We start from the raw sequence: 22,861 nt of genomic DNA, 5'->3' as shown, positions 1-22,861 counted from the left end.
ATCCGCCCGCCATGGTTAAACCGCGCGGCAAACGAGGGCGGCCCGGATCCGTTGCGATCCGGCGCTTGTCGTGATCGTTCATTCGGTTGCCCATAGCAGGAACGCCAGGGCGAATTCGACGGTAGGGAAGCAGGCCGATCGAATGGGAAGACCGCAGACAGCAAGGGGAAGCTGCGGCACAGCAGAAAATCAAGATAGCATTTCTTGAAGAAAAATGGTGCCCGGAGGCGGATTTGAACCACCGACACGCGGATTTTCAATCCGCTGCTCTACCAACTGAGCTATCCGGGCATCAGGCCTTTTTCAAAGCCGTCCGGCGGAGTTTCCGACCGGCGGGGGAGAAGTATCCCCCGGAAGCGAGGGCGTTATAGCATCTTGTTTCGGCATGTCCAGCGCCTTTCGGCACTTTTTTGACAGCTTTGCAAAACAATGAAAAAAACCAATCAAAAGAACGGGTTCCGAGAACGCCCGGGCGACGACGGGCGGTAAGTTCAATCGCGGCCGTCTTCATCGGCCCTGGATTCGTCCTCCGTCACCGGGATCGCATAGGATCCCTTCAGCCAGCGGGAGAGATCCAGGTTGCGGCAGCGATCCGAGCAGAACGGGTAGTGCTCGCGCTGCGAGGGGCGTTTGCATTCCGGGCAGGGCCGCGTCTTGCGCAGGGGCTCGATCTTGGCGCCTCGGCCGCTTTCGTCGGCGGCCATTCTCAACCCTCCGTCCAGCCGGACTGGACGCGGAAGCCCTCGCCCTGCAGCATCTGCAAGGTCTCGAAGAGCGGCAGCCCGACGACGTTGGTGTAGGAGCCGACGAGCTTCTGGACGAACGAGCCGGCAATGCCCTGGATCGCGTAGGCGCCTGCCTTGCCACGCCACTGGCCGGAGGCGAGATAGCTTTCGATGTCGAGACCGGAGAGCCGCTTGAAGCGCACCTTGGTCTCAACGACCTTCTGGCGTAGCGTGCCCTCGGGGGTGATCAGGCAGACACCGGTAAAAACCCAGTGGCTGCGGCCCGACAGCAGATGCAGCGCGGAGGAAGCCTCCTCCAGATATTCGGCCTTGGGAAGGATGCGGCGTCCAACCGCGACCACGGTATCGGCGGCCACGATGAAGCTATCGTTCCAGGCCGGATCACGACGGATTTCGCCATAGGCGGCGCGCGCCTTGTCGCTCGACAGGCGGCGGGCAAGCGAACGCGGATGCTCGGATTTCTTCGGCGTCTCGTCGAGATCCATCGGCATCAGGCGCGCGGGCTCAATGCCGACCTGCTTGAACAGGTCGAGGCGGCGCGGCGACCCGGAGGCCAAAATCAGCTTCTGTCTCAGTTCCATCGGCCCTCTCGCTGCGCTCGTCGACAGCCGGCGATTACTTGAAGCGATAGGTGATGCGGCCCTTGGTCAGGTCGTAAGGGGTCATTTCCACCAGGACCTTGTCACCTGCGAGAACGCGGATGCGGTTCTTGCGCATGCGGCCGGCCGTGTGGGCGATGATCTCGTGCTCGTTTTCCAGCTTGACCCGGAACGTCGCATTGGGAAGCAATTCCGTGACGACGCCGGGAAATTCGAGGACTTCTTCTTTTGCCATTGAGCGATTGTCTTTCTCAGGAGTTGGTCGGAATGCGCCTATGCGCCCCGAAAATGTGGGCGGAAACTACACAATCACCAAGGATTTGTGAACCTTGTAGATCGGGCTTTTCGAATTTGTTTCGATGCGCGAACTATGCTCTTTCGCCGCGTTTCGCAAGTCGGTCGACGATCAGGCGCTTCAACCGGTCACGGACCTCCCGATAGGCGCTGAGAATCTGCTCGCGCGTGCCGGTTGCGACCGTCGGATCGGGCATCGGCCAATAGACCACTTCGACGGCGGAGGAGCGGGTGAGTTCGAGGGCCGCGTGATGTGCCTCGGGTGCGAGCGTCACGACCATGTCGAAATAGTCGTCCTCCAGATCGTCCAGGGTCTGCGGCTGGCGCCTGCCGAGGGTAAGACCGATCTCGTCGAGCACGGCATCGACGAAGGGGTCGCGTTCCCCCGCCCTCACCCCGGCCGAGGCCACATAGGTGCCCGGCGGCAGGCAATCTCGAGCGATCACTTCCGCCATCGGCGAACGGATCGCATTCATGCCGCAGACGAACAGGATCGACCCCGGCAAACGCCCCTCGGTGCCGAACTCCTCCTCCGCGGTCATCGGGTCAGCCGCGCCAATAGAGGACGCAGACCAGTGTGAACAGCCGGCGCGCGGTGTCGAAGTCGAGCTTGATCTTGCCCGACAGGCGGTCCATCAGCGTCTGCGAGCCCTCGTTGTGAATGCCGCGGCGTCCCATGTCGATCGCCTCGATCTGCGACGGCGTCGAGGAACGGATCGCCTCGTAGTAGCTCTCGCAGATCATGAAGTAGTCCTTGATGATCCGGCGGAAGGGGGTCAGCGACAGGATATGGGTTGCAACCGCATCATCGCCCTCGGTTCGGATCGAGAAGACCAGCTTACTGTCGACCAGCGACAGGAGCAGCTTGTAGGGGCCGCCGGAATGGCCGACCGGCTCGAAGGTGTTTTCCTCGATCAGATCGAAGATGGCGACGGCGCGTTCATGCTCGACATCGGGCGTCGAGCGACCGATCGTCTCGTCGAGCACAACATCGCAGAGCCGGAAATCGCCCTTTGCCATCGATCAACCTTCGAGATTGAGCCGGATCGCGACCGAGCGCGCATGGGCGTCGAGCCCCTCACTCTTCGCCAGAGCAATCGCCGCCGGAGCAAGCTTGCGCAGCTGCTCCGGTCCAAGCCTCAGGATCGAGGTGCGCTTGACGAAATCGAGGACCGAAAGACCGGACGAGAAGCGCGCCGAGCGGGCGGTGGGCAGCACGTGGTTCGAGCCGCCGACGTAGTCGCCGATCACTTCCGGGGTGTGACGTCCGACGAAGATCGCGCCGGCATTGCGAACGCCAGCCATCAGGGCGTCCGGGTCATCGACAGCCAGTTCGAGATGTTCGGCGGCGATGCGGTTGGCAAGCGGGATGGCGTCGGCGAGCGACTTGACGAGAATGACGGCGCCGAAATCGCGCCAGCTTGCGGTCGCCGTTTCCGAGCGGCCGAGCGACTTGAGCTGCCGTTCGACGGCCGCCTCGACGGCCTTGCCGAGTTCGGCGTCATCGGTGATCAGGATCGACTGGGCGCCCGGATCATGCTCGGCCTGGGCCAGAAGATCGGCGGCGAGCCAGTCCGGATTGTTGTTGCGGTCGGCGATCACCAGCACCTCGGAGGGGCCGGCGATCATGTCAATGCCGACGGTCCCGAAGACCTGGCGCTTGGCGGCGGCCACATAGGCATTGCCCGGTCCGACGATCTTGGCGACCGGAGCAATCGTCTCTGTCCCATAGGCAAGCGCTGCTACCGCCTGGGCGCCGCCGATCCGGTAGATCTCCTCGACGCCGGCGATCCGCGCAGCCGCGAGAACCGTCGGATTGATCTCACCACCCGACGCCGGCACCACCATGACGATACGCTCGACCCCGGCGACCTTCGCCGGCACGGCGTTCATCAGCACCGAGCTCGGATAGCTCGCGGTGCCGCCCGGAACGTAAAGCCCGACCGCTTCCACTGCCGTCCAACGGGAGCCGAGGCCGACGCCGATCGCATCTTCGTAGATGTCGTCCTTCGGCATCTGGCGGGCATGGTGTTTCTTGATGCGTTCGGCGGCGAGGCGCAACGCGTCCAGAACCTCCGGCGAGACGAGGGATGCGGCTGCGTCGATTTCGGCTGCCGTCACACGCATCGGTACTTGCGAAAAATCGATGCCGTCGAAACGGCGGGAGTAGTCGGAGAGCGCCGCATCGCCCCGTTCACGGACATCGGCGATTATCTTGCGTACGACATCGTTCACGTCGTCCGACACTTCGCGTTTCGTCGTCAAGAAGGCCGCAAATTTTTCGCCGAAACCTTCAGAAGCCTGATCCAACCAGATCGCCACGTCCCCTACTTCCCTCTTCCCCGGTCCGGAGCGCCTATGCTCCGGCGCCGGTCAATCGCCCGGATGACCGGGCTTCAGGCTGGTTTCCCACGCCCCGCCGGTATCTGCAAGCTGTGCTTCAATACATTCAACGTCGAGGGCGATCATGCCGCCGCCCGACAGGACAAGTTCCACGACGCCCTCGGGGCCTTCGCCCTCGACTCGGTAGCGGATGGCCAGCAGCGAGAGCACCTCGTCGCCGCGCCGGCGATCGAAACCGATCGAGCGGACCGCCTCGACACGCTTGAAGGAAAGAGCCGAGCGGCGGCGCTCGAAGCTCTTGCGCTTTTCGGCGCTTGCCTCCCAGACGAACCGATTGACCGCGAGGGTAAAGAGGCCCGATCGAGGCACGAAGGCCATGTCGGCAACCTTGAAGACCGCATCCTGCATGTGCGCGGAAATGACCGAAAGATCGTCGGGATCAAGGGCAAGTAGCTTCAGGCTCGTCATGTCACCGCAGTCCGGTTGGCAGGTGGATCATCCGTGCCGCCAGGAAGATTGCCGTTTGCCCGCCAATCTCCGCCGTCGCCACATTTCATCCATTCGACATAGGTCGCCGCATTGCAATAGGCAACAGGTCGCAGCCCGCTGTCATCGACAGGACACTTAATCGCTGATGCGTTCGACCACAGCGCCGCAGCGCGTCAGCTTCTCTTCCAGTCGCTCGAAGCCGCGATCGAGATGATAGACGCGGGAGACCATGGTCTCACCTTCGGCGGCAAGCCCGGCGATGACCAGCGACACCGAGGCGCGCAGGTCGGTCGCCATCACCGGCGCACCACGCAGACGGCTTACCCCTTCGATCCGCGCCGTCTGGCCGGACAGCGTGATGCGGGCGCCGAGGCGGGCGAGTTCCTGCACATGCATGAAACGGTTCTCGAAGATCGTCTCGGTCACATGCGACACGCCGTTGGCGCGCGTCATCAGACCCATGAACTGGGCCTGCAGGTCGGTCGGGAAGCCCGGATAGGGTTCGGTCACCACGTCGACCGGACGGATCGCCTCGCCATGGCCGACGATGCGGATGCCCGACGGCGTGCTCGTCACTTCGGCGCCGGCGCGGCGGATCGCCTCGAGCGCCGTTTCGAGCAGGGCAGCGTCGGTCCCCTCGAGCGTCACGTCGCCGCCGGTCATGGCAACCGCCATGGCATAGGTGCCGGTCTCGATGCGGTCGGGAAGGACCCGGTGGCGCGCGCCTGACAGGCTGTGCACCCCTTCGATGGTGATCGTCGCGGTGCCGGCACCGGAAATCTTCGCGCCCATGGCGTTCAGGCAGTTGGCGAGATCCACCACTTCCGGCTCGCGCGCCGCATTGTTGATGATGGTCGTGCCGCGGGCCAGCGACGCCGCCATCAGCATCACGTGGGTCGCGCCGACGGAAACCTTCGGGAAGGTATAGGTGCCACCGATCAGGCCGCCCTTCGGCGCCGTCGCGTTGATGTAGCCGCCGTCGATTTCCATGGTCGCGCCGAGCGCGGTGAGCCCCTCGATGAAGAGGTCGACCGGACGCGTGCCGATCGCGCAGCCGCCCGGCAACGAGACGCGCGCCCTGCCCTCGCGGGCGAGCAGCGGACCGATGACCCAGAAGCTGGCGCGCATCTTCGAGACAAGCTCGTAAGGCGCCGTCGTGTCGACGATGGTGCGGCAGGTGAAATGAATGGTGCGGGAATAGCCCTCGCCCTGGCGCTCGCGCCGGCCGTTGACGGAAACGTCCACACCGTGGTTGCCGAGGATGCGCAGCAGAAGCTCGACGTCGGCGAGATGGGGCACGTTTTCGAGGGTCAGCGTGTCGCTGGTCAGCAGCGAGGCGATCATCAGGGGAAGCGCGGCATTCTTGGCGCCGGAGATCGGGATCACCCCGTTAAGCTGGTTGCCGCCGACAATCCTGATACGATCCATGTGCGCCTACGATACGGGCTTTGCGCCCGCCTTTCCTGATCAAGGGTGGAAAAACCGCCACCCGGCCGGGTGGGCTCTTTAGACGAAAAGCCGGGCGGGTTCAATTCGCCCCGTTCAGCAACGGTTAATCATCGCGATTCGGCGAATTTGCGGCAGGCAGCCCCTCGGCCTCGTCGGCCTGCCCCTGGCGGCGGGCGCGCTGCTGCTGCTTGCGCCGCATGAGGTTCTCGCGCAGCTTGTCAGCCGCCCGCGCCTTGCGCCGGGCGGCCGCGACATCGGCATGTCGCAGGCGATCGGCAGCGGCGTCGCGGTCACCCTCCGGAACCGTCGCCGTGCGCCGATCCTCGGCATCGCCGGCACCTGCTGCGGGCCGCTCTTCATTCCGTTCTTCGCTCATGCGGGCGTGATAGCGGAAAAGCCGGATTTGCGGAAGAGTTCGCGTGCCGAGACGGATTTCTTCCGACGAAGTTCGTTTTGCGGCTTGCATCCCCCCCGAAGCTGTGGCAATAGGCGCCTCGTTCCGGGCGACACACGCTTCGCCCGCCGGATGCTGCTATAGCTCAGGGGTAGAGCACTCCCTTGGTAAGGGAGAGGCCGAGAGTTCAAATCTCTCTAGCAGCACCAGTTTTCCCTTGGATTTGCATAACATATTGGATTTGTCTTGATGGTTAATCGGCTTGGCCTCTTGGCCAGATCGTTGACCGACCGCCATGCCATCACGACGGAGCTGCAGGCGAAGGGCGTCGATCTCATCGTGACGGAACAACACATCGACACCAGCACCCCCACAGGACGGCTAATTTTCACGATGCTCGGCGCAATTGCTGAGTTCGAAACCGATCTGAGGAAGGAACGGCAGCTTGAAGGTATCGCCAAGGCGAAGGAGGAAGGCCGCTACAAGGGCCGTCCCGTTACCGCAAATGGTGATGACATCAGAGCGGCAATCAAGGCCGGGGATAGGCCCGCTGAGGTCGCGAAGCGATTCAACGTGGCTCGTTCGACCGTCTACTGCATCGTAGCAGAGGGACGCATTTCGCAGACTCCCTTGTTCGTCGGGGTGTCTATTGCTTTTCAAAAGGTGCCTCAAGCCTCAGTCAGTGGGGGATCGTCAGGAAAGAGGGAGCCGAACTCAAGCTGCGGATAGGTGCTGAAATCGGATGCGGTATTCGGTGCGCCCGCAATTCCGGCAACGGCTATCTTCTCACGAGACAAATCATGAAAATCCATGAAGACGCCAAGCAGAGATCGAGCCTCTATGCTGAGGCTATCAAAGTGCGCCATCTTCTCACTGTATGCGTTCCACTCTAGCTCGCGCGCAACCGTGAAGAGACTGTCCGCGCTAGAGACGCGGGTCAGATAATCTGCAATCGTTTCGGCTGGTACCTGATTGGCCCTCTCTTCGAATCCTCTCTCAACCATCTTCGCCAACCCATTCCCATTTGTGGTGTGCTGCCGAATCAAAGCGACGGCAGCCCGAACCGTGGAGAGAGCTTCGCGAGGATCTGTGTTGCCGTACCGAATGCCACTAACAAGAGCATCCCTGCGCTCATCTCGGGACCGAAATGCAAGGTCTGCGAGCACTTGGTCAAGGGCGACTGCGGCGAGCGCGCAAGTGGAATAGAAGCCGCGTAGCGCCACTTGGGCCTGTGGAGATTTGGGCGATGCGAAAATTGCCTGCTCGCCGAAGTAGCCGACTGCCCTCAATGCGGTATTGGCCGAATGAATTCCAAAGCTGGAAAGCATTGCGGCGCGAGGAGCTAGGAGTGCGTCCCTCCACTCGCTTGAACCACGGTCAACATCTACGGCTTTGAACAGAGCATCGAATTCCTCCGAGGACAACCGTCCGTCCAACGAGAGCTTATCGGAAGCACTCAGCTTTGCGAGGGCGTTACCGTCTAAAAGAGTAACTCCCATGGCCTTAGCAAGTCGCTTAGAACTGGGCCGCTTATCGGTGCTTGCAACTATCGAGCCGTCCACGCCCAAGGCAGACTGAAGGCCTCTTACCCATACCAGTCGCTCAGCCGCCCGAGGCACTTTCTTGTTCTTCGCGTCAAGAATCAGCCTACGTCGAGTGAGCGCCGCAGGCCTCTCGTAAAGCCAGAGATCAACGTCGGTGATATCCTCGCCGTCCAGTCGGAACGGCACGCCGCGAACGACAAAATAGCCCGCAGCCCAAAAATAGGCCTTCAGCACTTCCTCTGCGGCGCCACCCTTTTGGCCGGTTTTCTGCCCCGCCATCAGAAAGCCCCTCCCGTTCGCAGCGCCGCGAGTATGTCACCGGTTAGCTTCTTGCTTTCCTTCGTCTGCCTCTTACGCCTGAAATCGGTGCGAGACGCCTCCGGGCCCTGGTAACCGGACATGGAACCCTCGAATGGCCGATCGATAGCATTTGTTGAAGCTGCTTCGCCCGTCGTCAGAACAGCAAGCGCCATCTGCCCGATATCTCTCTTCTTCAATTTCATCAGATAGCCATAGCGCGATCCGGGACGAGTTTGGATTACGCCTTTCATCTCCAGAACTCGATAGTCCTCTCCAATGGCAGTCGCAGGGCCGATCTCGTTGCCGCTAATGAGCTTGTTCAGCAATGCCGATATCATTCCAATTCGTCCCGTGCCTGAAGATCTCAGCGTCATCCCATAAGTCAAAGCCGCCACCAACGCCTTTGCGAGATCGAAGGCGTCATCAGCCATTGGATCGTTAAATTTGTGGAACGCGGCAGGCTTCGTCACAAATCCGAATTCTCCCGTCTGGTTCATAACGTGGTTGATATCATACATTCCAGCAGACCTGACTTTGTCGAACAGCGTCGTGCCCAAAATCTTGTCCGCTTCAACTGTACTCACACAGCCCCGCCTCTCCAGCAATGCGTCGAGTTCGGTGATTTTGGCGGTATCCGCGCTGGACAACGAGCCGAGCACCTTCGTGATCTTGTTCAGATTGTCACGGCGGAAGAGATTTCCGTTAAAGTAGGTTCTCTGGTCTTCCACCATTTCGCCATCAACGAAGCCAATTGCCTCGGATCGATCGAGCAACTCGGAAGTCCGGCTCTTAGATAGCTTGAATTCGTCGGATATGAATTCTGCCGTCTCAGTGTGTAGCACCGGGCAAATGGACGTTAGATCGGCCAAGACAATGGTGGCGCGTTCTTCTGAATTCGGCTCAAGTTCATCAAAGATATCGCTGGCGTGCTGGACAGTAACGCTGGTTGTCAGACCTAATACCGAGACATCCCCAGCCTGTGAGAGGTCGACCACTCTGCGGCGCTTTAGCATGTCGAGAAGCGAATGAAGCTCCGTCTTCGGATTCAGTCCTGCCGCCTTCGCAAAGGCCTCGACAGTGTTCTTAGGTATCACCGACTGTTCGCTCGCAGAGAGCTGAGAGAGCAAAGATGACGCTTTACCAGCGGCGTCGAGGGCAGGGAATTCGGCCGAAGCATTCTGGGTCGAAGCCGTCTTTTGAGAATGGTGCACTACCCAAGCACCTTTTTCCTTCTTCGGGATCGCCTCATATTTTTTGCTCACGTTACCCTCCCCGCACAATCAACGCACAGAACCTATCAATAGGGGAGAATACCGCAATAGGGACCGCTATGGTTGAGCACTGAATAGCTAACCAAAAAGGATAGCATCCGGGGCATGCCGCATTGTGCACGATTGACGGAAGCACACAGCGCTGGTACACACGTCTCATTAACCCGCTAGCGCTTCGCCAGCGTTTCCGGCATATTTCACGCTGGATGCTTGACTTCAAATTTATCTAGCAGCACCAGTTTTCTTCTCATAAAACCAAAGAATTGCGGCCACGAGCCACTGCTCGTTTGTTGCTTGTGCTCTCGCGCACACGCCGATTTGGGCACAGTCCTTTTGTACTTGTCTTCCGGCTGAACCGAACACGCATTCGGGCGTGGCCTGATCCGTTGCGGCCAGGTGCCAGTCCGGTTCCTCTTCGTTTGCGGCAAATTGCCGGTGATAAAACCGATCTCACAGACGTTCCTGTCGCCAACGCGCGTCCGCGTGGCGACCGGCTGGAAAGGTCTCGCGCTTGGTCTCCGGTTGCGATAGGAGGCGTCAGGCGAGAGCGGGGAACGAGATGCCGAGGGACAAGAAGCGCAGCCGGCTTGAAAAGCTGCAGAACTCCTGGGCGAAGGCGACGCCGGCGGAGCGGTATGATTTTCTGAGCTGGATCTCCGGCGCCGTCGATGACGGAGCGGAGGCTTCCGACCCGACCGCGGCGGCGGCTTCCGCGGGCGAACCGATCGCGAGCGGTCGGTACCTTCTGCCTCCAGCCATCCAGCGCATCCGGTCGGTGATGGCGGAACGTGGGCTCACGTCATCCGATGTGATGGCGGAAATGGGCTTCGGGCGCAGCGGCCAGCCGCTCAAACGGGCGATGGACGACGGTGCGAGCCTCAGGCTCGCCGTCGTCGCGGCACTTGAGCGCTGGCTTCTGGCGAATTCGGCGGCCCCTTTGCCGCCGCCGATCACGGAACCGCGGTGACGGTCAGTTCGCTGTCGCCGATCATGCCGACATAGAGGCCATCCTCTTCCTTGTCGGCGCGACCGACCATTTCGAGACCCGACAGCGTCGAGTAGAGGATGAGCGAACCGTCGCCGTTGTTCATCGACCAGCCAGTGATAGCCTGGAGAGCCTTCGGGCAGGTCTCGTCGTCATGGCGCAGCGTCGCCCACACGCCCTCAGCGACCGGATCCTCCTGGAACGACATGTGGCATGTCCCTTCCGGCGTCTTCAACGCCCAGACTTCGTCAGCCGCGGACTGGGCCGACGCGCTCGATGCCGTCGCGATCAGGGCGAGCAACGACAGGCAATGGATCTCTTTCGACATAGGATGGTTCTCCGATCTGGCAGTCGCCAATGAGCTAAGAGCCGCCGGCAGCGGCGTCAATCGCCACGGGCGCACCGGCGGAGACCTGCCCAGAATTGGGCGTATGTCGGAAGAGGAGCGAGCCCCGGAGGCGTTACGGTTTTAGGCAAAGTCGCACTGGTCTTTATACGTCTCCCAAAGGATTTCGTGGCATAAGCGAGCGGGCGCAAACGCAGCCGGAAGGTCTTCATGCCGAACGACCATAGCAGGGACAAGCGCGCACCCGGGGCGAACGGGGCCAAGCCGGTGCCTCCGAGGAGAGGCGCGCGGCGTCTCTTCATCGTGCTGCTGCTCATGTTGACCGGGGCAATCCTCGCGACTTCGCTGCTGGCCAACGGCCAGCGAAACCTGAGGGCGCTGTTCGACCGCTACGGCATCGACTGGCTCGATGACGAGGCGCCGCCCATTCCGCGTGGGACGCGACCCTTGGCAGGACGGCAGGTCCCGGCCGACACCATCATCCTCCCATCACGTTTCCTTTCAGACGTGGAACTGGCCGCCACCGGCGCCTTCGGGCGTGAGTTCCGAATACGTGGCGAAGAGCTTTGTGCCGCCTTCGATGCAGCGGGCATCCGCAATGACGGGTGGAAGCCCGGCCAGTTCGACCCAAGAATTTCCGAATGCCTGTCGGAAACGGTGCTGGCCGACGACGAGGCTGATGGGGGGAACGCATCCTTCTTCTTCATTGCCAAGGGAACGCCGGGAGGCGAGGTCGCCTCGATCCGCATGAAGCTGATGGCTCCGGAGACGGACCAGGGAGAAGCAGCCCACCGGCTGCTGGTGAAGGCGCTCGAAAAGGTCATTGCACTCACCCAATGGCGCGACCTTGCCATCGCGGTCTCCAAGGCGGAGGTGCTCGAGGATTTCCATTCGGTGCGGTTCGGGCTGTCCCTCCGCTTCGCCCACGAGTTCAGCGCCATGCGAAACTTCAACCTCGTCATCCTGCCGGTCTCGCGGACATCGGCGATGACCCGAAGCCGCGCCTTCTTCGACAGCGCCGGCTGGCTCGAGCTGCCGTCTGCCATCGCACGGCTGCCGGCCTTTCTGCTGCCGCATGTCGTGCGCACGGAACCGTCGTCCGCAATGCCGCCGTCCCCTTGAGCCCTTCCAGCCGCCTTGCACATTTATAGTAAAATCACTATGTGTTTGCGACCACGCTGGAACGCCGACGCCGGCCGTCATGCCACGATCCGCTTTCCGGTGCAGCAGGCCCCTCGCTCGAAAAGGAAGACTATCGATGAACATCCGCCCCCTCACCCGCACATACCACGTCACCGGCCAGCTGAAGCCCGGCGATCTCCAGCAGGTGGCCGAGGCCGGCTATTCGACGGTGATCTGCATGCGACCGGATGGCGAAGGCTGGGGACAGCCGAAGTTCTCGGCGATCGAAGAGGCGGCGACCGCAGCAAAGCTGAAGGCCTATTACCTTCCGGTGGGCGGCGCGGCCGTGCCGATGGAACAGGCGCAGAAGCTTCACGCGCTGCTGAAGGAAACGGAAGGCCCGATCCTTGCCTTCTGCGCTTCGGGCAATCGTTGCGCCGGCCTCTATCAGATGGCCCAGCAGATCGGCGGGTGAATGAACCTTTGCTCCCTTCGGTTGCAAAGCCTCGCGCCAGCCTGACGTGCTAGCAATCGATCAAGAGAGAGCAAACGCCTTAATCGCCGGCCGACTCCAATACGATCTTCGAGCCCCGTCCGTGCACGATCCCGCGGATGGGGCCTTTCTTTGGACGATGGGGCTGTTCAGAAGCCACTTGCCGCGAGGCGGCGACGCAGGGTGCCGATGTCGTTGGAGACGTCGTGGGACAGCCGCGCTTCCCAGGCAATCGCCGTTTCGACGATCGTGTCGAGATCGTCATGGCGCGGAACCCAGCCGAGTTCCTTTCGTGCCAGAGAGGCATCGGCAACGACGAAGGCCGCATCGCCAGCACGACGGGGGCCGTATTCGATCGCGATCGGCCGACCGGCCGCCCTGGTCACCGCGTTCAACACGTCGAGCACGGAAAAGCCCTTGCCGTAACCGCAATTGGCAACGAGCGACGCCCCGCCGCGGCGCAGGTGGGCGAGCGCGCAGAGATGGGCCTCGACCAGATCCGCAACATGGATGTAGTCCCTGACGCCGGTACCGTCGCGGGTCGGATAGTCGGTGCCATAGACGGAGACGGACCGGCGTTTTCCGAGAGCCGCCTCGCAGGCCACCTTGATGAGATGGGTCGCGCTGTCGGTCGACTGGCCGGTGCGACCCTGCGGATCGGCGCCGGCAACGTTGAAATAGCGAAGCGCGACATAGCGGAAATCATGAGCGTGCGCGACGTCGCGCAACATGAGCTCGCTCATCAGCTTCGACTGGCCATAGGGGTTTTCAGGCCGCAGCGGCGACGTTTCGCGGACTGGTTCGGCGGCATCCGGCGTACCGTACACCGCAGCGGTCGAGGAGAAGATGAGCCGGTTCACGCCGGCCTTCAACGCCGCCGACATCAGAACCCGGGTCTTGCCGGTGTTGTTCTCGTAATAGCTGAGCGGATCGGCGACGGATTCCGGAACAACGATGGAGCCGGCAAAATGGATGATCGCCTCGATCGCATTTTCCGCGAAGACCTGCCGAAGGACCGTTTCGTCGCCGACATCACCGAGATAGAACCGAGCCTGCGGAGCAACGGCCCAGCGAAAGCCGGTCGACAACCGGTCGATCACCACCACATCCTCGCCGGCATCCAGAAGCGCCCACACCATGTGGCTTCCGATGTAGCCGGCACCGCCCGTTACCAAGATCGCCATGTTTTTCTTCCCGCTTTTTCTTTTGCGGGAAACATAGGCGCCCTTCGCCTTAAATATTCTGACGAATCTTCCGATTGATCAGTATCGGCACAGTTTAACTTCAGACAGGAAAAACAAATACCGAAGGAATTCGTTCGAATTTTATCTATCGAAGACCAACGGCCTCACGTCATCTTGCGCCGACAGGTCAAAGCGCCAGGATGTAGCGGCAGAGACGATCGGCGGCCTCTTCGATCTGTCTCGGATCGCGCAGGAAGCAGGCGCGCAAGAAGCTCTCCCCACCCTTGCCGAAGGCCGAACCGGGCGCCAGCGCCACGCCGGTCCGATCGACAATGTCGAGGGCGGCCTGCCGGCTGTCGGTGATGCCGTCGATCTTCAGGAAAGCGTAGAGCGCGCCTTCGGGCTTCAGGGTTTCGACGCGATTGGTGGCGATGAGCGCATCGCAGAGCAGATCACGCGACGTCTTCGCACGCTCGAAATTCTCCTGCACGAAGCTGTCGCCCTGATCGAGGGCGGCGACCGCGCCGCGCTGCATGAACTGCGCCACACCGGAGGTCGAATACTGGATCAAGTTTTCGAAGACCTGGCCGGTTTCCGGCGGAGCGACGATCCAGCCGACGCGCCAGCCGGTCATCGACCAGTTTTTCGAGAAGGAATTGGCGAAGAGGACACGGTCACCTTGCTGCATCACGTCCATGAAGGAGGGCGCGCGCTTTTCAGCACCGTAGTAGTAGAGGGCGTAGATTTCGTCGGCGAGGATCCAAAGGCCGTGCTGGCGTGCAAGTTCGAGGATCGCCTTCAGGTCCTCGCGGGTCGCGGTCCAGCCGGTGGGATTGGACGGCGTGTTGACGAACAGCGCCTTCGTTTTCGGCGTAATGGCCTTTTTGAGCTGTTCGAGATCGAGCGACCAGCCACCGTTGGAGAAAGTCAGCGGCCGCGCGACGGCGCGACCGCCGGCCACTTCGATCGCGGACACGATGTTCGGCCAGGCCGGAGAAAGATAGATCATCTCGTCGCCCGGCTCGGTGAGCGCCTGGACACAAAGAACGATCGACTGCATGCCTGAACCGGTGACGTAGAAATGCTCCGGCGGAAGCTCGGCGCCGAAGTGACGCGCATAGTAGCGGGAGAGCGCCTGTCGCAGTTCGGGAATGCCGCGCTGCCAGGTGTAGAAAGTCTCGCCGCCGAGCAGGGCGTCACTGGCGGCGCGATTGATGAAATCGGGGCTCGGCAGATCTCCCTCTCCGGCCCAGAGCGGCAGGAGGCCCTCGCGTCCACGCGCATAGTTGATGATCTCGACGATCCCGCTTTCGGGTGCAGCAAGAGCGCGGGGGCTGAGATCCTTCAAGAGCGTCATGTCGAGCCTTTCCAATTCCACGTGTTTCCGGCAACGCAAGGTCTATCCGATCGACGCGGGAAAATCCCATGACAATCGGTGAGCACAGAATCGATTTCGGTGATGAATGCGCAAACGACCGCGCATGGGCTCAAGCCGGGACGCGGTCGTCGTCAGTGGCGCAGGATCAGCGGGTCTTCAGCAGGTCGCGAATCTCGGTGAGAAGCTGGATGTCGGCCGGCGGCGGCGCGGCTTCAGCGGACTTCTTATCCTCCTTCTCGAGCGAGGCGCGAAGGGTGTTCACACCCTTCACCATGAGGAAGATGATCCAGGCCAGGATCACGAAGTTGATGACGACGGTGATGAAATTGCCGTAGGCGAAAACGGCACCCTGTTCGCGGGCAGCAGCCAGCGACGTCGCCGTGACATTGGCGCTCAGCGGCAGGAAGTAGTTGGAGAAGTCGAAACCGCCGAACACGACGCCGACGAGCGGCATGACGATGTCCTGGACGAGCGAGTTGACGATCAGGCCGAAAGCGCCGCCGATGATGACACCGACCGCAAGGTCCATGACGTTGCCGCGGGCGATGAATGTTTTGAACTCGTTCAGCATTTCCCATCTCCTTGAGATCTTTGACAGGCCGCAGGCGCAAGCGCTTTGGCTTCCATGATGATTAACGAAAGTTCAATCATTCGAAAACAGTGATTTTGCGCTCATTTTTCGAGGCCTTCGACTTAAGGTCAATCCGCAAGCGATTTCAAAAGGCCGCGACTTCCCCTAATGTTCGACTGTATTTGGAGCGCCGTTCTAGAGGAGGAAGCGTGCTTCCGGGATGGGTCATCTTTGCCTCGGCCTTCGCCTATCTGCTGCTGCTCTTCGCAGTGGCCAGCTACGGCGACAGGAAGAGCCGTGTGCACGGCGTCCCAGAAGGCGGGCGACCGATCGTCTATGCGCTGAGCCTCGCGGTCTATTGCACCTCCTGGACCTATTTCGGCGGGGTCGGGCTCGCCGCCGACCGCGGCCTGGAATTCACGGCGATCTATATCGGGCCGATCCTGATGTTCACGATCGGCATGCCGATCGTGCGGCGGATCATCGAACTGGCCAAGACGGAGAAACTGACCTCCGGCGCCGACTTCGTGGCTGCGCGCTACGGCAAGAATCCGATTGTCGGCATGCTCGTCACCGTCATCTGCCTGGTCGGAACCATTCCCTATATCGCGCTCCAGCTTAAGGCCGTCTCGAGCTCGGTGACGGCGATGGTCGATCCGACCGAATACGGCATCGGCACCGGCAATCTCTACTTCATCGACCTGCCGCTGATCGTCGCCTTCCTGCTCGCCTGCTTCGCCGTCGTGTTCGGTACGCGCCATACGGACGCGACCGAGCATCAGGATGGGCTGATCCTGGCAATCGCCATGGAATCGGTGGTGAAGCTCGTCGCCTTCTGGACGCTTGGCGTCTATGTGGTTTTCTTCCTGTTCAACGGCCCGACCGACCTCTGGCAGAAGGCTACCGAGAACCAGGCCGTGATGGCCGCGCTTTCCCACCAGACGCCGGTCAGCCGCTGGGTGCTGCTGATCGCGCTCTCGGCATTTGCCATCATCATGCTGCCGCGGCAGTTCCACGTTACTGTGGTCGAGAACCGAACGCCGCGCGAGCTGAAGCTTGCCGGGATCCTGATGCCGCTTTATCTGGTGGCCATCAACATCTTCGTCCTTCCTGCCGCCATGGGCGGCATCATGACCTTCGGTGGTACTGGCGACGCCGATCTCTACGTGCTCTCGCTGCCGCTGCATCACGAGATGGCGCTGGTCTCGCTCATCACCTTCCTTGGCGGCTTCTCGGCCGCCACCGCCATGGTGATCGTCGCCTCCGTCGCGCTGGCGATCATGGTGTCGAACGACATGATCCTGCCGATCTTTCTCCGGCAGAAGCTTCTGACGCGACCGAGCCAGCGTGACGATTTCGCCAAGACGCTGCTACACATCCGGCGCTCGGCGATCTTCGCCGTGATGCTGCTCGGCTATGTCTACTATCGCTCCGCCGACAACTCGACCGGGCTCGCGTCGATCGGCCTCTTGGCCTTTGCGGCCATCGCGCAGATCGCGCCCGCCCTGTTCGGCGGATTGCTTTGGCGCCGGGCCAACGCACGCGGCGCAATCGCAGGCCTGAGCACCGGCATCTTCGTCTGGGCCTACCTTCTCTTCCTGCCGAGCCTCGGCGCCGAGAACAATTCGCAGATCGCGTCGTCGATCCTCGGCTTCCTGTTCCCCGGCATCGACATGTTCAAGGCTCCTCATGCCGATCCTCTGGTCAATGCGACCTTGCTCAGCCTGCTGGTCAACACGGCGGCCTTCATCATCGGCACGCTCAGCCGCAATCCGCGGCCCGTCGAACGCATCCAGTCCGGCATCTTCGTCAAGCGCCATCCGCGCTCGCAATTCGCCACGCGCGGCTGGAAGACCCGGGTTACCGTCGGCGACCTGAAAGCGGCGATCGCGCGTTATCTCGGCGACGAGCGGATGATGCGCTCGTTCCGCTCCTACGAGCAGGCTGCGGGTCGGAGGCTGACCGACGACAGCCCGGCGGACATGGCGTTCATCCATTTTTCCGAACAGTTGCTCGGAAGCGCGATCGGCTCGTCGTCGGCGCGTCTGGTGTTATCGCTCATCCTGCAGAAGGCCGAGGATACCTCGGCCGACACCGCCTGGCTGCTCGATCAGGCAAGCGAGGCGCTGCAATACAATCAGGACATGCTGCAAACCGCCCTGTCCCAGATGGACCAGGGCATCGCCGTCTTCGACGCCAGCAACCGGCTGACGATCTGGAACCGGCGGTTCCGGAGCTTGCTCGACCTGCCGGAAAACGTGGGACAGGTCGGGTTCCCCCTCACCGAAATCGTCGGCATCCTGGCACAGCGGGGCGACGTGGCGGAAGGCGAGCAGGCACCACTGGTCCGGCGGTTCCAGCAGTTCGACAAACCCTTCCGTCTCGTCACGGCAGGCGGTGAACGCATCATCGAGGCACGATGCAATCCGATGCCCGACAAGGGCATCGTCGCAACCTTCACCGACATCACCAGCCAGGTGGCCGCCGACAAGGCGCTCAAGCAGGCCAACGAGACTCTCGAACAGCGCGTCGGAGAACGCACTGCCGAGTTGACGCGGGTGAACCACGCGTTGGCTGAAGCCCGTGCCGCTGCCGACGAGGCGAATATCGGCAAGACACGTTTCTTCGCCGCCGCCGGTCACGACATCCTGCAGCCGCTCAATGCCGCGCGCCTCTACTCATCGTCGTTGGTTGAGCGGCTCGGCGACTCGGAAAACAGCCCGCTGGTGCGCAACATCGATTCTGCGCTGGAATCGGTCGAGACCATTCTCGGCGCGGTCCTCGACATTTCGCGCCTCGACACGGGTGCGATGAAACCGCGGTTCGCTTCCGTGCCCCTCAACGGGCTGCTCGAACGCATCGAGACCGACTTCGCGCCGATAGCGCGGGAGAAGAACCTCAAGCTCGTGGTCATGCCCACGTCGCTGAAAGTTCGCTCAGACCCGAACTTGCTTCGCCGCCTCGTGCAGAATCTTGTTTCCAACGCCATCAAGTACACTCCCTCCGGCAGGGTGCTGGTCGGCGCGCGGCGAAACGGCAGGGAAGTGATCATCCAGGTGATGGATTCAGGGATCGGCATTCCCTCGTCTAAGTTCCGCACCGTATTCAAGGAGTTCGCCCGCCTCGAGGAAGGGATGCGCACGGCCTCCGGCCTGGGCCTCGGGCTATCGATCGTCGATCGCATCGCCCGGGTTCTGAACCATCCGGTGCAGCTCTCCTCCAAGCAGGGCAAGGGAACAACCTTCCGCGTAGTGATGCCGCTCGACCAGTCCGCTCCCGTTACCTCGTCGGTCACCGAGATACCGTCGAGCGGAAAGGGTGCGATGCCGCTCAAGGGCCTCAGGGTTCTCTGCATCGACAACGAGCCGAAAATCCTCGAAGGCATGGAACTCCTGATCTCGGGATGGGGCTGCGATGTCTCCTGTGCCGGCTCGATCGAGGCACTGGACGCCATCGTCGCGGCCAACAAGACCCCGCCCGACGTCATCATTGCCGACTACCATCTCGGCGACGGCAGCGGCATCGGCGCGATCCTGCGCCTTCGGGCACTCTACGAGAGCGATATCCCGGCGCTGCTCGTCACCGCCGACAGGACGGCGGAGGTGAGGGCCGAGGCGGAGAAGCAGAACATCGGCCTGCAGCACAAGCCCGTTCGACCAGCAGCACTCAGGGCGTTCATCACGCAGATCTCGGCGACAAAGAGAGCAGCAGCCGAATAGCTTCTCCCGCTGCAAAGGGGATTGGAACCGGTCTAACGCCGCGCGACCATCGACGGCTGGCCGGGCGTCTCGGACCAGGCGCCGGCGAGATCCCTGACCAGATCGTTTCGACGGACGAATTCGGCGGTCTCCCGGCCCGAACGTAGATAGAGCAGGAACTTCAGGCGCGTCCGGCCGTCGAGCGTCGCCGCGACCACTTCGTCCGGCAGAATCATCCGGCGACCGTATACTGTCCGGACCGGCAGTTTCAGCTCGGGAAGCACCGTGTTCACCAGCTCGGTACAGAAGGTACAGGCCGTGGTGTCTAGGTCGAACCAGTAGTCGAACGGCATTCCGAGACGCTGATAGAATCCAACGAGTGCCTCGCGCTTGCGCGATTCCCCGAGGCCCGACGGCCGGAGGACGGCAATGGCATCGGCATCGAGCGCCGCCGCCGCAGTGGAGAGATGCACACCCTTGTTGTCGGCCTCGATGAACATCGCTCCCTTGCGGATCGCTGCCTGGTGTTTGCGGACCGCCGGGTGGTTCCATACCCCTGCCTGGCGCAACTGCTTTTCCGTTCCGACATAGACCGCAGCATGACCGAAAAGGCCCGGAATGGTGTGACCGGACAGGCGCCCCTTGTTGCTGACAGTGATGACGTCCAGCGGACGGAGTTGCTTCAGAACCCGGTCGATGGTGCCATCATGGCGGAGAAGATGCCCCTCGCGCCAGACCATCCGCGCGACCATGCGCCCGACCGAAGGTGCGATCGGATCGGCCAGTGCGACAAGAGCCGGCGGATAGCGCTCCGGCTTCGCGCAGCAATCCCCCAGGCGAGCGACATCGCCGGTCTTCGCCGAGGGCGTTCCCTTGTCGACCGACGTGCAACCTGCTGCCAGAAGCATCAAGACGAGAGCGAGGGACCAGGCAAGCCACCGAATGGATGCGCCGACCTCACATGCATCAGGCACTCCCAACGCCGACATCGAGCCCAATCGCATGCCACGAAACCAAGTCACCATGAATTGCCAGACCTACGCCCCCACGCCGCGTCGATCCCCATCGGCACGCCAGCATGCATTTCTTTCTGCTGAAATTCCTAGTCGGTCGGCGACGGCAAATCAATTGGCCGAACGGGCAGCAAGTCGCCCGGAGAGATTGCCGGGCATCACCAGGACTTCAAGGCTCTGAGCGTGGGCGTCTTCTTCAGCATGTGTTCGTCCATGCGCGCCAGCAGACGATCGAGCAGTTGGACAGCCTGCAGGACTGCCGGTCCCTTGTTGAGCATGACGCATTCGGCCCGCGCTGCCATGGCGGCGTCAGTCATTTCGCCGCGCGTCGGGATGCCTTCGCGCACGAGGTCCTCAAGCACCTGCGTCGCCCAGACAGCCGGAACGGAGGCGGCCTCGCAGATCCAGAGGATTTCCTCCTGCATCTCGGCGAGCCGTTCGAACCCGATCTCGGCGGCAAGATCGCCGCGCGCGATCATCACGCCGAAGGGGCCGCGACGACGGGCCCGGTTGATCAGCGCCGGCAGGTTGCGCACCGCCTCAGGCTGCTCGATCTTGGCGATGAGGCCGAGCGGTCGCCCCATCATGCCGTGGCGCTCGAGGATGGTGTCGAGCAGATCAATATCTTCGGGGCGGCTGACGAAGGAGTAGCCGATGATGTCGGCGCATTCGATCACGGTCGCAAGATCCGTCTCATCCTTGTCGGTCAGGGGCGACAGGCCGAGCGGCGTATCGGGCAGATTGATGCCCTTTTCCGACTTCAGCTTCGTTCCACGGGCCTTGGTCCGTTCGACCCTGACGACGGCCTCCCCGTCGGCAACGGTCTCGACAACGGCCTCCAACTTGCCGTCGTCATAGCGAACACGATCGCCGACAGACAGACGGGTCACCATTTCAGGCAGAGAAACACCGGCGGAATAGACGACTTCATCGCACGTCCTTGGTTTACCCGAGGCAACCAGCCGGATGCGGTCACCGACCTCGAGACGCGCCTTCTTGTCCGGGAGCGCAACCGCGGCCGTACGGATCTTGGGGCCGGCAATGTCCATCAGCACGGCGATGTCGCGCCCGGTCGCTTCGGCTGCGGCGCGGGTGAATGCCGCCATGGCACGCCAGGCGTCAGGACCGTCGTGGGCGCAATTGATGCGCGCGACATCGAGACCGCTCCGGGCCAGTTCGAGAACGAAGTCCGGGCCGTCGGCAGCTTCGCTCGGCAACGTGACCATGATGCGGGTGCGCCGGTTCTCGGGCTCGCTGCCGAAAAGGTTGCTGGACGCCTGCTCGAGCCGCGCCTCGCCGTAGAAGAAGTCGGCTTCGGAGGGCATCGTCACGGGCTTCTCGCGTCCGGCAAGCGCAGCGAGTGCAACGAGCACGGCGTCGAGTGTCGGCAGGACGCGGCCTTCGAGGCGACCGAGAGAGGAAAGGCCGAGGCGCATCAGGCGACGCTGGAGCGGGCGGATGTCATGGTGGCGGAGGCAGAGATAGTGAGCGAGGTTGACAGAGGCGGGATCGACGGCGTCGCCATCGATCGAGAAGCGGTTGACGAGCGGTTCGGCCGCTTCGAGTATGGCGACGCGCAGGGCCGTCACTTCATCCAGCAAAGCCGATGCCTCAAGGGCCTCGGCCCGGAAATCCTGGCTGTTCATCGCATCCGTCCTTCAGCTTGCCCGGCGACCTTCAGGACACCGCTTGCCGTCGCGGCTAAGCAACTCCCGGTTCCGCTCCGAACAATAGGCTTTACAGTTGACGGATACATGACGACGCGTCCTGATGATCGCAAGCACCCTAGGCCCTGTTTGAAACGGTCGCGCCCCCTCCTTCCGACCAATAGCCTTCTCCTCGATTAGCCCCTAGATTGCCGCTCCAAGCATTCGTTGCCAGGGAGGGGTAATGCGGATCGCTTTTCTTTCGGACATTCATGCCAACAGGCAGGCGTTCGAGGCGGTGCTTTCGGCCGCACGCGATCGTGGCGCGGCGCGTCATGTCATCCTCGGCGACATCGTCGGATACGGGGGAGATCCTGCCTGGTGCGTCAACCGGACGATGGAACTCGCAGCAGCGGGCGCGATCGTCATCCGCGGCAACCATGACCAGGCCGTCGCCGATCCGGGCGTGTCGATGAACGAAGCCGCACGGGCGGCCATAGACTGGACTTGCACGCAACTTGACGAAGCCCAGAAGGCCTTCCTCGCCGACCTGCCGTTGAAGGCGGAAGAGGACGACCGACTCTATGTCCATGCCGATGCCTCGGCGCCGACCCGTTTCAACTATGTGACCGACGCCGAGACGGCGGCCACGCATCTTGCCGCCTGTAGCGCACGCATCAGCTTCTGCGGTCACGTCCACCGGCCCGCGCTCTACGGACTAGGCCCGAACGGAAAGGTCACGACCTTCGTTCCCTCCTCCGCCAACGGCATCCCCCTTCTGAGGCAGCGACGTTGGCTTGCGGTGATGGGCGCCGTCGGCCAGCCGCGCGACAACAATCCGGCAGCGGCGTTCGGCATCTTCGACACGGACCTCGAGGAGCTCGAATTCCACCGCACCGGCTATGACATAGAAGCGGCGGCGGCGAAGATCCGGGCCGTGGGATTGCCCGAGGGGCTGGCAGTCAGGCTGTCGAGGGGAAAGTAAGCGGGGGAAGA

General features: G+C 62.2%; 23 protein-coding genes and 2 tRNA genes. 7 read left to right on the top strand and 18 right to left on the bottom strand.

The window, feature by feature from the left end; genetic code table 11:
- Positions 1 to 215: 215 nt before the first annotated feature.
- From ACX93L_RS09540 to ACX93L_RS09495, 10 genes are all read right to left on the bottom strand, one after another.
- Positions 216 to 291: transfer RNA gene (locus tag ACX93L_RS09540), tRNA-Phe, on the bottom strand.
- Between the two features lie 200 nt (positions 292 to 491).
- Positions 492 to 704 (bottom strand): DNA gyrase inhibitor YacG, encoded by a 213-nt coding sequence (yacG, locus tag ACX93L_RS09535; RefSeq protein ID WP_459404634.1) that lies wholly within the window; start codon positions 702 to 704, stop codon positions 492 to 494.
- A 2-nt stretch (positions 705 to 706) separates the two neighbouring features.
- The gene (locus ACX93L_RS09530) at positions 707 to 1,327 is read right to left on the bottom strand and encodes a Maf-like protein (protein WP_459404633.1); all 621 of its coding nucleotides are present in this window, start codon (positions 1,325 to 1,327) and stop codon (positions 707 to 709) included.
- Positions 1,328 to 1,361: 34 nt separating this feature from the next.
- Positions 1,362 to 1,580, bottom strand: coding sequence for a translation initiation factor IF-1 (infA, locus tag ACX93L_RS09525; RefSeq protein ID WP_004435948.1), 219 nt, complete (start codon positions 1,578 to 1,580; stop codon positions 1,362 to 1,364).
- A 133-nt stretch (positions 1,581 to 1,713) separates the two neighbouring features.
- Positions 1,714 to 2,181 carry an arsenate-mycothiol transferase ArsC gene (locus ACX93L_RS09520; protein ID WP_459404632.1) on the bottom strand — a complete coding sequence of 156 codons (468 nt, stop codon included), beginning with the start codon at positions 2,179 to 2,181 and terminating at the stop codon, positions 1,714 to 1,716.
- Positions 2,182 to 2,185: 4 nt separating this feature from the next.
- Positions 2,186 to 2,659 carry a UPF0262 family protein gene (locus ACX93L_RS09515; RefSeq protein WP_459404631.1) on the bottom strand — a complete coding sequence of 158 codons (474 nt, stop codon included), beginning with the start codon at positions 2,657 to 2,659 and terminating at the stop codon, positions 2,186 to 2,188.
- 3 nt (positions 2,660 to 2,662) lie between these two features.
- On the bottom strand, positions 2,663 to 3,961 hold the full coding sequence (gene hisD, locus ACX93L_RS09510) for a histidinol dehydrogenase (RefSeq protein WP_459404630.1): 1,299 nt from the start codon (positions 3,959 to 3,961) through the stop codon (positions 2,663 to 2,665).
- A gap of 51 nt (positions 3,962 to 4,012) precedes the next feature.
- The gene (locus ACX93L_RS09505; protein ID WP_459404629.1) at positions 4,013 to 4,450 is read right to left on the bottom strand and encodes a DUF2948 family protein; all 438 of its coding nucleotides are present in this window, start codon (positions 4,448 to 4,450) and stop codon (positions 4,013 to 4,015) included.
- A gap of 156 nt (positions 4,451 to 4,606) precedes the next feature.
- A complete protein-coding gene (gene murA / locus ACX93L_RS09500) occupies positions 4,607 to 5,899 on the bottom strand; it encodes a UDP-N-acetylglucosamine 1-carboxyvinyltransferase (RefSeq protein WP_459404628.1) in 1,293 nt (430 codons plus the stop codon).
- A 124-nt stretch (positions 5,900 to 6,023) separates the two neighbouring features.
- Positions 6,024 to 6,296: a hypothetical protein gene (locus ACX93L_RS09495; protein WP_459404627.1), complete on the bottom strand. Its 273-nt coding sequence runs from the start codon at positions 6,294 to 6,296 to the stop codon at positions 6,024 to 6,026.
- A gap of 152 nt (positions 6,297 to 6,448) precedes the next feature.
- Here ACX93L_RS09495 and ACX93L_RS09490 point away from each other — a divergent pair.
- Both ACX93L_RS09490 and ACX93L_RS09485 read left to right on the top strand, forming a co-directional pair.
- Positions 6,449 to 6,523: transfer RNA gene (locus tag ACX93L_RS09490), tRNA-Thr, on the top strand.
- 73 nt (positions 6,524 to 6,596) lie between these two features.
- Complete coding sequence (locus ACX93L_RS09485; protein WP_459404626.1) at positions 6,597 to 7,043, top strand: recombinase family protein; 447 nt, start codon at positions 6,597 to 6,599, stop codon at positions 7,041 to 7,043.
- Here ACX93L_RS09485 and ACX93L_RS09480 read toward each other — a convergent pair.
- The gene (locus ACX93L_RS09480) at positions 6,983 to 8,137 is read right to left on the bottom strand and encodes a hypothetical protein (protein ID WP_459404625.1); all 1,155 of its coding nucleotides are present in this window, start codon (positions 8,135 to 8,137) and stop codon (positions 6,983 to 6,985) included. The genes ACX93L_RS09485 and ACX93L_RS09480 overlap by 61 nt on opposite strands.
- On the bottom strand, positions 8,137 to 9,420 hold the full coding sequence (locus ACX93L_RS09475) for a hypothetical protein (RefSeq protein WP_459404624.1): 1,284 nt from the start codon (positions 9,418 to 9,420) through the stop codon (positions 8,137 to 8,139). The genes ACX93L_RS09480 and ACX93L_RS09475 overlap by 1 nt, the downstream gene beginning before the upstream one ends.
- A gap of 568 nt (positions 9,421 to 9,988) precedes the next feature.
- Between ACX93L_RS09475 and ACX93L_RS09470 the strand changes: the two genes are divergently transcribed.
- Positions 9,989 to 10,396, top strand: a complete 408-nt coding sequence (locus tag ACX93L_RS09470) for a hypothetical protein (protein ID WP_459404623.1) — start codon at positions 9,989 to 9,991, stop codon at positions 10,394 to 10,396.
- On the opposite strand, the gene ACX93L_RS09465 is transcribed toward ACX93L_RS09470, so the two are convergent.
- Positions 10,380 to 10,742, bottom strand: coding sequence for a hypothetical protein (locus ACX93L_RS09465; RefSeq protein WP_459404622.1), 363 nt, complete (start codon positions 10,740 to 10,742; stop codon positions 10,380 to 10,382). The genes ACX93L_RS09470 and ACX93L_RS09465 overlap by 17 nt on opposite strands.
- A 228-nt stretch (positions 10,743 to 10,970) precedes the next feature.
- Between ACX93L_RS09465 and ACX93L_RS09460 the strand changes: the two genes are divergently transcribed.
- Both ACX93L_RS09460 and ACX93L_RS09455 read left to right on the top strand, forming a co-directional pair.
- The gene (locus ACX93L_RS09460; protein ID WP_459404621.1) at positions 10,971 to 11,882 is read left to right on the top strand and encodes a DUF6030 family protein; all 912 of its coding nucleotides are present in this window, start codon (positions 10,971 to 10,973) and stop codon (positions 11,880 to 11,882) included.
- 136 nt (positions 11,883 to 12,018) lie between these two features.
- Positions 12,019 to 12,357, top strand: coding sequence for a protein tyrosine phosphatase family protein (locus ACX93L_RS09455; protein WP_459404620.1), 339 nt, complete (start codon positions 12,019 to 12,021; stop codon positions 12,355 to 12,357).
- Positions 12,358 to 12,524: 167 nt separating this feature from the next.
- On the opposite strand, the gene galE is transcribed toward ACX93L_RS09455, so the two are convergent.
- From galE to mscL, 3 genes are all read right to left on the bottom strand, one after another.
- Positions 12,525 to 13,559: a UDP-glucose 4-epimerase GalE gene (galE, locus tag ACX93L_RS09450; protein ID WP_459404619.1), complete on the bottom strand. Its 1,035-nt coding sequence runs from the start codon at positions 13,557 to 13,559 to the stop codon at positions 12,525 to 12,527.
- A 187-nt stretch (positions 13,560 to 13,746) separates the two neighbouring features.
- Positions 13,747 to 14,916: a pyridoxal phosphate-dependent aminotransferase gene (locus ACX93L_RS09445; RefSeq protein ID WP_459404618.1), complete on the bottom strand. Its 1,170-nt coding sequence runs from the start codon at positions 14,914 to 14,916 to the stop codon at positions 13,747 to 13,749.
- 166 nt (positions 14,917 to 15,082) lie between these two features.
- Positions 15,083 to 15,508, bottom strand: coding sequence for a large conductance mechanosensitive channel protein MscL (gene mscL, locus ACX93L_RS09440; RefSeq protein WP_459404617.1), 426 nt, complete (start codon positions 15,506 to 15,508; stop codon positions 15,083 to 15,085).
- A 209-nt stretch (positions 15,509 to 15,717) separates the two neighbouring features.
- Here mscL and ACX93L_RS09435 point away from each other — a divergent pair, with 209 nt between their 5' ends.
- Positions 15,718 to 19,227, top strand: a complete 3,510-nt coding sequence (locus tag ACX93L_RS09435; protein WP_459404616.1) for a hybrid sensor histidine kinase/response regulator — start codon at positions 15,718 to 15,720, stop codon at positions 19,225 to 19,227.
- Positions 19,228 to 19,259: 32 nt separating this feature from the next.
- On the opposite strand, the gene ACX93L_RS09430 is transcribed toward ACX93L_RS09435, so the two are convergent.
- Entirely contained in the window at positions 19,260 to 20,180 is a 921-nt protein-coding gene (locus ACX93L_RS09430; protein WP_459404615.1) for a YiiX/YebB-like N1pC/P60 family cysteine hydrolase, read from the bottom strand.
- Between the two features lie 197 nt (positions 20,181 to 20,377).
- Entirely contained in the window at positions 20,378 to 21,865 is a 1,488-nt protein-coding gene (locus ACX93L_RS09425) for a pyruvate kinase (RefSeq protein WP_459404614.1), read from the bottom strand.
- A 244-nt stretch (positions 21,866 to 22,109) separates the two neighbouring features.
- Between ACX93L_RS09425 and ACX93L_RS09420 the strand changes: the two genes are divergently transcribed.
- On the top strand, positions 22,110 to 22,850 hold the full coding sequence (locus tag ACX93L_RS09420) for a metallophosphoesterase family protein (RefSeq protein WP_459404613.1): 741 nt from the start codon (positions 22,110 to 22,112) through the stop codon (positions 22,848 to 22,850).
- Positions 22,851 to 22,861 lie beyond the last annotated feature (11 nt).

The sequence above is a fragment of the Rhizobium sp. CAU 1783 genome (assembly GCF_054551725.1).
This window is presented reverse-complemented; position numbering and strand designations above follow the sequence as displayed.